The 1585-nt window shown below is 56.1% G+C and carries 2 protein-coding genes; both read right to left on the bottom strand.

Annotated elements, in window-relative coordinates; translation table 11 throughout:
* Positions 1 to 247 (bottom strand): hypothetical protein (locus Abor_RS12405; protein WP_048842220.1); only part of this gene is annotated, 247 nt, incomplete at its 3' end.
* A 170-nt stretch (positions 248 to 417) separates the two neighbouring features.
* On the bottom strand, positions 418 to 1131 hold the full coding sequence (locus Abor_RS12400; protein ID WP_048842219.1) for a helix-turn-helix domain-containing protein: 714 nt from the start codon (positions 1129 to 1131) through the stop codon (positions 418 to 420).
* Between the last annotated feature and the right edge of the window lie 454 nt (positions 1132 to 1585).

Genomic DNA, 1585 nt, shown 5'->3' with positions numbered 1-1585 from the left:
GGTATGCCACCCATTGGCGTCTGTTCTTGGCGTCGAGGCTCTTCAGCCACGGTTTATCCCGTTCGTAGTCCTCGATGTCGGCCGACATCCACAGCCGGACCTTGCCTCCGCAGACAGTCGCCGCCTCTTTCGGGAAACTACTGTCCTGTCTCATGAGCTTGAGCACACCCTGTTTCGTGTAAATCCACCGCTCCACGATGTCAGACAGAGCCATCAGATTCGGAAAGTTTGTACCGCCATCTGCCATTCAGGGCTCCTGCATTTTGCGCTTCGTATTGCCGTCTTTTCCCGGCTGCAATCTGACATGAACACAGTGAATGGCTCGCATATACGTTGACCTTTGGTCAACGATGCTTTTGCAAGGAAGAGGGTAACCAGAAACCGCAGATTTAAGCGGTTTCTGGTCATACGGAGAGGTTAGCGACGAGATGCCAGATCGACGACTTCGGACTTGTAGCGGCGCACTTGGTCAGCGTGTTTCATCAGGTCGCCCCGGAATGCTCCTTCCGGTGTGACGGTGATGTCTTTGATGCGGCCTCGTTTAACGCGGGTAATGGCTCCGATTTCTTCAAGTAGAGCGAGGGTATCGGACATAGTAACCTTATCAAAACCGAGAAGATCGCAGAGATCGGCCGCAGTTTTTGTGCAGGTGAAGGACTGCCAGCCGAGCCAGCGCTTGATTTCCTGAAGAGTGGCAAGGGCAATAGCGCGGCGGGCTGGTGTGGCTCTGGAGGCCATTAGGCGGGCGCGGATAGCGTCGTGGTATTCATCGGCGGTCATGACGTTCCCCCGGAAGAGGTCGAATTCAAGCTGCTCGCGCTCCGCCAGTTCCTTGAGTGCGGTGGATGCGTCGCGGGCTTTCTGTGCTTTTGCGGTGTTTTTCTCGGTCAAGGCGGCCTGATCGACGAGGATGGCTGCTTGTCCGTAGACGCCACGCTTGCGGAGCTGGCGGACGGTCAAATCTTCTGGCGGAGCAGAGGGGCGGGCACGGGCCGGAAGGCCGTTGAGGATCTCATAGAGCGACCGGACAGGAGCCCCCTGCTGGCGGGCTCCATCTTGGATCTGACGGGCAAGTTCGATGTCCTCCACGGAGTGTCCCTGGCGGCGTAGCTTTTTGATGGTAGTGGCCATGGTGGAATCCGAATAGTTCGTTGGTAGCGAACATTAGTTCGTTGGTAGCGAACTATTGTCAAGGCAAGATTGGCGGTTTTCCGCCGAAAAATGGCTGAATCTGCCCGGTGTATAAAAAACCTAAAGAAAAGATATAAAAAAGGGCGGTTCCCAGCCGATTTTCGACGCCCTGACGGGCGCCCTACGGGGCTCCCGCTCCGCGCTCGCTCGAAAACAGGAACGACAGCAGAACTTGAGGCGTCGGATTTGCTCAAGGGGATAGAGGCTGGATGAGCCTTAAGAGCCCCCCAGAATGCCTCTACAGGCCATTTGAAGGGTAGGAGGTGGATTTCTATGTCTAGGGTCCTGAAATGGGCTCTACGGGCTTCCTAGAGGGTTTTGGGCCTTCTCCTCGCTGTAGAGGTGTTTCTGGTATGCCACCCATTGGCGTCTGTTCTTGGCGTCGAGGCTCTTC

This window comes from Acetobacter orientalis, from assembly GCF_000963965.1.
GTDB lineage: Bacteria > Pseudomonadota > Alphaproteobacteria > Acetobacterales > Acetobacteraceae > Acetobacter > Acetobacter orientalis.
This window is presented reverse-complemented; position numbering and strand designations above follow the sequence as displayed.

Coding starts and splice junctions, on each gene's coding strand:
- Abor_RS12400 (WP_048842219.1), bottom strand. CDS start 1,131: ATGGCCACTACCATCAAAAAGCTACGCCGCCAGGGACACTCCGTGGAG.